At 64.3% G+C, this 7952-nt stretch carries 6 protein-coding genes; 4 read left to right on the top strand and 2 right to left on the bottom strand.

What is annotated here, in order from left to right; all coding sequences use genetic code 11:
- From xdhA to AC1DX0_RS27035, 4 genes are all read left to right on the top strand, one after another.
- Positions 1–1322, top strand: a 1322-nt coding sequence (gene xdhA / locus AC1DX0_RS27050) for a xanthine dehydrogenase small subunit (RefSeq protein WP_477357463.1), incomplete at its 5' end; no start/stop codon positions are given.
- A complete protein-coding gene (gene xdhB / locus AC1DX0_RS27045) occupies positions 1322–3685 on the top strand; it encodes a xanthine dehydrogenase molybdopterin binding subunit (RefSeq protein ID WP_477357465.1) in 2364 nt (787 codons plus the stop codon). The genes xdhA and xdhB, both read left to right, overlap by 1 nt.
- Positions 3686–3747: 62 nt before the next feature.
- A complete protein-coding gene (gene xdhC, locus AC1DX0_RS27040) occupies positions 3748–4665 on the top strand; it encodes a xanthine dehydrogenase accessory protein XdhC (RefSeq protein WP_477218572.1) in 918 nt (305 codons plus the stop codon).
- Between the two features lie 91 nt (positions 4666–4756).
- Complete coding sequence (locus AC1DX0_RS27035) at positions 4757–5587, top strand: PhzF family phenazine biosynthesis protein (RefSeq protein WP_477218571.1); 831 nt, start codon at positions 4757–4759, stop codon at positions 5585–5587.
- A gap of 17 nt (positions 5588–5604) precedes the next feature.
- Here AC1DX0_RS27035 and AC1DX0_RS27030 read toward each other — a convergent pair whose 3' ends face one another.
- Together AC1DX0_RS27030 and AC1DX0_RS27025 are read right to left on the bottom strand one after the other, a co-directional pair.
- Positions 5605–6852, bottom strand: coding sequence for an LLM class flavin-dependent oxidoreductase (locus tag AC1DX0_RS27030; RefSeq protein ID WP_477218570.1), 1248 nt, complete (start codon positions 6850–6852; stop codon positions 5605–5607).
- Positions 6849–7811 carry an LLM class flavin-dependent oxidoreductase gene (locus AC1DX0_RS27025; protein ID WP_477218569.1) on the bottom strand — a complete coding sequence of 321 codons (963 nt, stop codon included), beginning with the start codon at positions 7809–7811 and terminating at the stop codon, positions 6849–6851. The genes AC1DX0_RS27030 and AC1DX0_RS27025 overlap by 4 nt, the downstream gene beginning before the upstream one ends.
- Positions 7812–7952 lie beyond the last annotated feature (141 nt).

Raw genomic sequence — 7952 nt, 5'->3', positions numbered from 1 at the left:
CTTGCACGGTGCTCGTCGGCAAGCTCTCGGCTGGTGGCGTGGTCTATGAAAGCGTCAATGCCTGCATCCGCTTCCTCGGTTCGCTCGACGGCACCCATGTCGTGACGGTCGAGCATCTGCGCGGCGCGCCTGGCCAGTTGCACCCTGTGCAGCAGGCGATGGTCGATTTCCACGGCTCGCAATGCGGCTTCTGCACGCCGGGCTTCGTCATGTCGCTCTACGGCCTGTGGATGAAGTCGCCGGACCCGTCGAACGCGGCGATCGAAAAGGCTTTGCAAGGCAATCTCTGCCGCTGCACCGGCTATGAGGCGATCATGCGCGCCGCGCATGCCATCTCCAGCTACGGCAAGGCGGCGAAGGACCCGCTGGCCGCTGAGCGGAAAGCGATAACGGCAAGGCTCGAGGCCATGCATGACGGCGCGCGGGTCGAGATCGGTTCGGCCAAGGCGCGGCTCATCGTGCCGGCCAATGTCGACGATTTCGCCACCGTGCTCGACAAGGAACCCGGTGCCACCATCGTTGCCGGTTCGACCGATGTCGGCCTGTGGGTGACCAAGCACATGCGCGACATCTCGCCGGTGGTCTTCATCGGCAATCTCGACGGGCTGTGCACCATCTCGGAAGACAAGGGCGTCATCTCGATCGGCGCCGGCGTGACCTACACCGAAGCCTTCTCGATGCTCGCCAAACGCATCCCGTCGCTGGGGCCGTTGTTCGACCGCATCGGCGGCGAACAGGTGCGCAACATGGGCACCATCGGCGGCAACATCGCCAACGGCTCGCCGATCGGCGACACGCCGCCGCCCTTGATCGCACTCGGCGCCAGCCTGACGTTGCGCAAGGGCAAGAAGCGACGCACGATTCCGCTGGAAACCTTCTTCATTGCCTATGGCAAGCAGGACCGGCAGCCGGGCGAGTTCGTCGAGGCCGTGCACGTTCCCGTGCCGCCCAAGGACGCAAAGTTTGCCGTCTACAAGATCACCAAGCGCCGCGACGAGGACATTACCGCGGCCCTCGGCGCCTTTTTCCTGGTGCTGGCCAAGGACGGCACGGTCGCCGACGTGCGCATCGCCTATGGCGGCATGGCGGCGACACCGAAGCGGGCGTCTTCTGTCGAAAAGGCGCTGCTCGGCAAACCCTGGACCGAAGAGACGGTCGAGACGGCGATGGCCGAATACGCCAGGGATTTCACCCCGCTCACCGACATGCGGGCGTCAGCCGAATACCGGGCTCTGGCGGCGAAAAATCTGTTGCTGCGCTTCTTGGTCGAAACCACAGGCACAAAGGCGCCCTTCCAGGTGTCACGCAACGAGGCGGCATGATGAACAAGCACGCCACATCAAATCTCAAGGCCGAGAAGATCGTCGGCGGTGTCGCCACCGATCAGCGCCATGACTCCGCCCACAAGCATGTCAGCGGCACCGCCGTCTATATAGACGACATGCCGGAACCGGCAGGCACGCTGCATGTTGGCCTCGGCCTGTCGAAAATCGCACATGGCACGCTGAAGAGTGTCGACCTTTCGGCCGTGCGGACAGCCCCCGGCGTCGTCGATGTGCTTACCTATGCCGACGTGCCCGGCGAGAACGACGTCTCGCCCAGCAACATGCATGACGACCCGGTGCTGGCGGAAGGCAAGGTGCAGTTCTTCGGCCAGCCGATCTTCGCGGTCATCGCCGAGACGCGCGAGGCCGCACGGCGTGCGGCGCGCCTGGCCAAGATCGAATATGACGAGCTTCCCGCCATCCTCGGCATCTGGCCTCTGGACCCGCTCAAGGACAGGCTGGTCACCACGCCGCTGACCTTGCGGCGCGGCGACGCGGCTGCCGCGATCACTGCCGCGCCCCGTCGGGTAAAGGGGCGGATGAAGCTCGGCGGACAGGACCACTTCTACCTCGAGGGCCAGGTATCGTTGGCGGTGCCGGGCGAGGACGACGAGGTCACGGTCTATTGCTCGACCCAGGGGCCGAGCGAGACCCAGCACCTCGTTTCCCATGTGCTCGGCGTGCCGAGCCATGCGGTGACGGTCGAGGTTCGCCGCATGGGCGGCGGCTTCGGCGGCAAGGAAACGCAGGCCAACCAGTGCGCGGCAATCGCCGCGATTGCGGCCAAGAAGCACAAACGGGCGGTGAAGGTCAGGCTCGACCGCGACGAGGATATGACCGCCACCGGCAAGCGGCACGACTTCGCCATCGATTATGAGGTCGGCTTCGACAATGAGGGCAATATCCTCGGCGTCGACTTCATGTTCGCACTCAATGCCGGCTTCTCGGCCGACTTGTCCGGTCCGGTCGGCGACCGCGCGCTGTTCCACTGCGACAACGCCTATTTCTATCCGAACGTCCACGCCAAGTCGGCGCCGCTCTACACCAACACTGTTTCCAACACGGCCTTCCGCGGCTTCGGCGGTCCGCAAGGCATGATCGGCGCCGAGCGYGTCATCGACGAGGTCGCCTTCGCCGTCGGCAAGGACCCGCTCGAGATACGCAAGCWGAATTTCTACGACCCGATGGAGGCCATCGGCAGCCGTAATGTCACGCCCTACCATCAGAAGGTCGAGGACAACATCATCCAGCGCATCGTCGCCGAGCTCGAGGAAAGTGCCTCCTATGCGCGGCGTCGCCGAGAGATTTCGGCTTTCAACGCTAACAGCCGTTTCATCAAGCGTGGCTTGGCGCTGACGCCGGTGAAGTTCGGCATCTCCTTCACCAAGACCGAGTCCAATCAGGCCGGTGCGCTGGTGCATGTCTATGCCGATGGTTCCGTGCACATGAACCATGGCGGCACCGAAATGGGGCAGGGCCTGCACCTCAAGGTGGCGCAGGTCGTGGCCGAAGAATTCCAGATCGATCTCGAGCGGGTCAAGATCACCGCCACCACCACCGCCAAAGTGCCGAACACGGCGCCGACAGCGGCATCCTCCGGCGCCGACCTCAACGGCATGGCGGCGCAGAATGCCGCGCGCCAGATCCGCCAGCGGCTGACCGATTTCGCCGCCGAAAAGTATCAGATTCCGGTCGACCAGGTGGTGTTCCTGCCCAACCGCGTGCGTGTCGGCAACCAGGAGGTCAGCTTCAACGACCTGGTCAAACAGGCCTATATCGCGCGCGTCCAGCTTTCGGCCGCCGGTTTCTACAAGACGCCGAAAATCCATTGGGACCGCGGCAAGGGCCAGGGCCACGCCTTCTACTATTACGCCTATGGCGCGGCCTGCTCTGAAGTGTCTGTCGATACGCTGACCGGCGAATATGTCGTCGAGCGCGCCGATATCCTGCACGATTGCGGCCGCTCGCTGAACCGCGCGATCGACATCGGCCAGGTCGAGGGCGGCTTCATCCAGGGCATGGGCTGGCTGACGACGGAGGAACTGTGGTGGGACGACAAGGGCCGGCTGCGCACCCACGCGCCGTCGACCTACAAGATCCCGCTGGCGTCCGACCGCCCGAAGATTTTCAACGTGGCGCTGACCGACTGGTCGCAAGCCTACGAGCCGACCATCCATCGCTCCAAGGCGGTCGGCGAGCCGCCGTTGCCGCACGGCATGTCGGTGCTGCATGCGCTGTCGGATGCGGTGGCGAGCGTGGCCGATCACAAGATCTGCCCGCGCCTTGATGCGCCGGCGACGCCAGAACGCGTGCTGATGGCAATCGAGCGGCTGAAGCGGGAGGCCGCAAAACCGGCCTGATCGAGCCTAAACGTGCAAATCGCGCCTGAAAACGCTATATTTCTCGGGTGGGAATACAGACGATGAACTCGAAAGTGCAAAGCCTGAAAGCCTTTCTTGCCAGCGCCGGCCGGGTCGCCCTGGTCGAAGTGGCCGGCACCAAAGGCTCGACGCCGCGCGAGAAGGGCGCCTTCATGCTCGTCTCGCAAGCGGCGATCTTTGGCACGATCGGCGGCGGCCAGCTCGAGTACATGGCGATCGACAAGGCCCGGCAGATGGTGGCGCCATCCGGCCGGCTTGGGTCGGTCAACCGTCTTCAGTCGAGTTCCCGCATCGAGATCGATGAAGTCTGCGCCACGCTCGACGTGCCGCTCGGGCCGGAGATCGGCCAATGCTGTGGCGGGCGCGTCGAAGTCTTGATCCGCCTTGTCGATGCCGCGCTCGCTGCCGAACTGGTTGCCACGGCGGAAGCTGAAGAGGCGCATCTGCCGCATGTCTACATCTTCGGTGGCGGCCATGTCGGCCAGGCGCTGGCGTCGACGATTGCGCTGCTTCCGGTGCACGGCGTCGTCATCGAGACGCGGGCCGAGGCACTGGAAGGCATGCCGGAAACCGTCGAGACGCGTTTGACGCCAATGCCGGAAGCCGAGATTCGCAAAGCTCCGCCCGGCACCGCCTTCGCCATCCTGACCCACGACCATGCGCTGGATTTCCTGATCGTCACCGAAGCGCTGAAGCGCGACGATGCGGCCTATGTCGGCATGATCGGCTCTAAGACCAAAAAGGCGACCTTCAAGAACTGGTTCCTGAAGTCAGGGGACGGAACGGAAGCGGAATTTGCCCGTCTCGTCTCGCCGATCGGCGGCGATGCCGTCAAGGACAAGCGGCCGCCCGTCATCGCCGCACTTGCCGCCGCCGAGATCATGACGGCGCTGGTCGTTCACGCCGCTGCGTCAAATGCCGGCCATCAGGTCCAGCAGCACAAGGTGATGGCCGGTTAGCCAAGACTGCCCGTCGGCCTGTCCGTTTTCCAATCGCAGGAAAGATGCATTTGCGGTATCCACCCGGCATTGCTGCATGAGGTGAGGATAAATGAACGTTCTGAAAATCGCGGCTTTTTCGGATGGCAACACCGGCGGCAATCCTGCCGGGGTGTTGATCGGCGATGCCTTGCCCGATGCCGTCGAAATGCAGCGTCTGGCGGCAGAGGTTGGATTCTCGGAAACTGCCTTTGCCGCGCCGGATGGGGACGACTGGCGGGTGCGCTATTTCTCGCCGGAATCSGAAGTTCCCTTCTGCGGTCATGCCACTATCGCCTTGGGAGCCGCTCTTGTCGGGCAATTCGGCGATGGCATTTTCCCGCTGACCCTCAACCAGGCCAGCATCACCGTCGAAGGGTTCCGGGATGGGGCGAATGTCGCTGCCGCGTTGCAGTCGCCGCCGACACGCAGCAAGCCTGCTCCTCCGCAGTTGATCGCCGAGGCGCTGGCGCTGTTCGGCTATGCCGCGACCGATCTCGATCCAGCCATTCCGCCGGCGCTGATCCATGGCGGCGCCGACCACCTCGTGCTGGTCCTCAAATCGCGCGAGGCGCTGGCCGCCATGCGCTACGAGTTGAAAGCCGGGCAGGCCCTGATGCGGCGCGATGGGCTGGTGACGATCCTGCTCGCTTATGCCGAGACGCCGCAGCTTTTCCACACCCGCAACCCCTTTGCCTCCGGCGGCGTCTATGAGGATTCGGCGACAGGAGCTTCGACGGCTGCCTTCGCCGGCTATTTGCGTGACATTGGTTGGCCGCATGGCGGCGCGATCGATGTCGTGCAGGGTGAGGACATGGGCATGCGTTCGCGCCTGCACGCCGATATTGCGCCCGAGATCGGCAGCTCGATCAGGGTTTCGGGCACCGCGCGGATGATGGACTGAGCTAGCCGCGACCGGCCTCAGGCCGGCCGTTTCAAGCCCAGATGGTCGCGCAGCGTTCGGCCTTCATAATCCCGGCGGAACAGGCCGCGCCGCTGCAGCTCCGGCACAACCAGCGTCGCAAAGGCATCGAGTTCGCCAGGGAAGTAAGACGGCATGACATTGTAGCCGTCGGCCGCACCGCCCTCGAACCGCGCCTGCAATTCGTCGGCGACCTGCGCCGGCGTGCCGACGATGCGCCAATGGCCGCGCGCTCCGGCGAAGTGGCGGGCAAGCTGGCGGATGGAAAGGCCGTCGCGGCGCGATTGCTCGACGACCAGCGCCTGTCGGCTTTTCATCCCTTCGCTCTCCGGCAGTTCGGGCAGTGGCCCGTCGATCGGATAGCGTCCGAGATCGGAGATGCTGAGGTAGCTGGACAGCAGCGCCACGCCGACATCGTCGGGGATCAGCGCCTGCAACTCCTCATGCTTCTCGCGCGCTTCGGCCTCGGTTTCCGCTACCACGGGTGAAACGCCGGGCATGATCTTGATGTCGTCAGGCTCACGCCCATAGGTGGCCATGCGCCCTTTGAGATCGTCGTAAAAGGCCTTCGCTTCCTCGAATGTTTGCGCTGCTGTGAACACCACATCGGCGGTGCGGGCGGCAAGGTCGCGGCCGACATCCGAGGCACCGGCCTGGACCATGACCGGTGCGCCCTGCGGTGAACGCGGCAGGTCGAGCGGGTCCCGCACCGAAAAGCTCTGGCCATCATGGCCGGGAGCCCTGCCGTGCCAAAGATCAGTGACCACCTCGGCGAATTCGCGTGCCCGTTCATAGCGGTCGGCATGAGGCTTGAGCCCGGTCGCGCCGAAATTCGCGGCTTCGATGGGGCTGGCCGAGGTGACCAGGTTCCAACCGGCCCTGCCGCCGCTCAGATGGTCGAGTGACAGGAAAGTCCGCGCCAGCCCGTAAGGCTCGTTGTAGCTTGTCGAAGCAGTCGAAACGAGGCCGATGCAGCTGGTCTGCACCGCCAGCGCCGAAAGCAGGCTGATCGGCTCGAAGCCGATCGAACGCGAGGTCTGGCTGGCGATGCCGACATTGGCCTCGCGCAGACCGGCGGCGTCCTCGCAGAAGATCATGTCGAACTTGGCCGCTTCCGCCGTGTGCGCCAGCTGGATGTAATGGTCGATGTCGATGCCGGCGGTGACATGCGCCTTGGGATGCCGCCAGGCGGCAATGTGGTGGCCGGTCGCCCAAAGGAAGGCGCCGAGCTTCATCTGCGCGCTCATGACCCGCCATCCCCACTAAAGCCAAGACGGTCGCGTAGAGTCCTACCCGGGGATGCCTCCACGGGTCCGTGACGCCAGAGTTGCGGCAGCAGGCGTTTGACAAAATCCTCGAGGGCCGGGGGATGAGGCTGCACAGCCAGAACGACACCGTCGCAGCCAGATGAGAAGCACTGCGCTTCCAGACTGGCGTCATCAAGTTCCTGCCGCGCATCCATGACCGTCAGCACCTTTATCGACATCGGATCGCGCCCTGCTTCGCGCGCCCAGTGTCTGAGTTCATCGCAGGCCGCTTTCGCTTCCGGCGGTTCAAGCTCATTCAGCAGCACGACATCCGCGCGGCGGCTGGCGAAATCGAGGTCGGCCTTTCTCAGATCCGACAACAAGAGCAGTGGCCTGTCCTGCGGCGAGCGCGCGACATTGAGCGGCCCGCGCACCGAAAAGAATTCGCCGGTGTAATTCAGAGGGTGCATCTTGTCCGGATCGTGGAAGCGGCCGGCTGCCTTGTCGAACAGCAGCGCGTCCGGTTCCCAGCCGACCCACAATCCTCGCACGATATTGATGAACTCCTTGGCGCGGCGGCGAAAGTCGTCCTCCGAGAACCCTTTGGGCCGGCTGAAATTCGCTGCTTCGCGAGGGTTCTGCCTCATCGTCGCGTTCCAGCCGATGCGGCCGTGGCTGATGATATCGAGCGAAGCAAACCGGCGTGCCAGATTGTAGGGCTGATGCGCGAGCGTCGAGGCGCTGGCCACGAGCCCGATCCTGTCGGTGACGGTCGCCAGCGCCGCCAGCAGCGTTGTCGCTTCAAACGGGCTGCTCGATGGCTTATCGGCGGAGTCGGAAATGATGACCATGTCCACGCCAGCCGCTTCCGCCTTGCGCACGAAGCTGCTGATCTGGCTGAAATCCAGAGCGGGCTGTCCGTTGGTGGCAGCGATGTTGAGCGAAATGGCGAGATGCATGGCACCAACCTACGTTCGCCGCTGCGCAAGGCAAGCCCGGCGAATGGACCAGAAGGCCGGCACTTGCCGGCCAGTCCCGGTTGCCACCGGCCCTCACTTGCCGGCCAGAAGATCCTTGATCAGACGCTGGCAGCGCTCGGC

The sequence above is a fragment of the Mesorhizobium sp. P3_A9 genome, from assembly GCF_056402975.1.
This window is presented reverse-complemented; position numbering and strand designations above follow the sequence as displayed.

Bases quoted from the DNA above. Each gene is read 5' to 3' on its own strand.
- AC1DX0_RS27030 (WP_477218570.1), bottom strand. From the start codon at position 6,852: ATGAGCGCGCAGATGAAGCTCGGCGCCTTCCTTTGGGCGACCGGCCAC.
- xdhC (WP_477218572.1), top strand. From the start codon at position 3,748: ATGAACTCGAAAGTGCAAAGCCTGAAAGCCTTTCTTGCCAGCGCCGGC.
- AC1DX0_RS27025 (WP_477218569.1), bottom strand. From the start codon at position 7,811: ATGCATCTCGCCATTTCGCTCAACATCGCTGCCACCAACGGACAGCCC.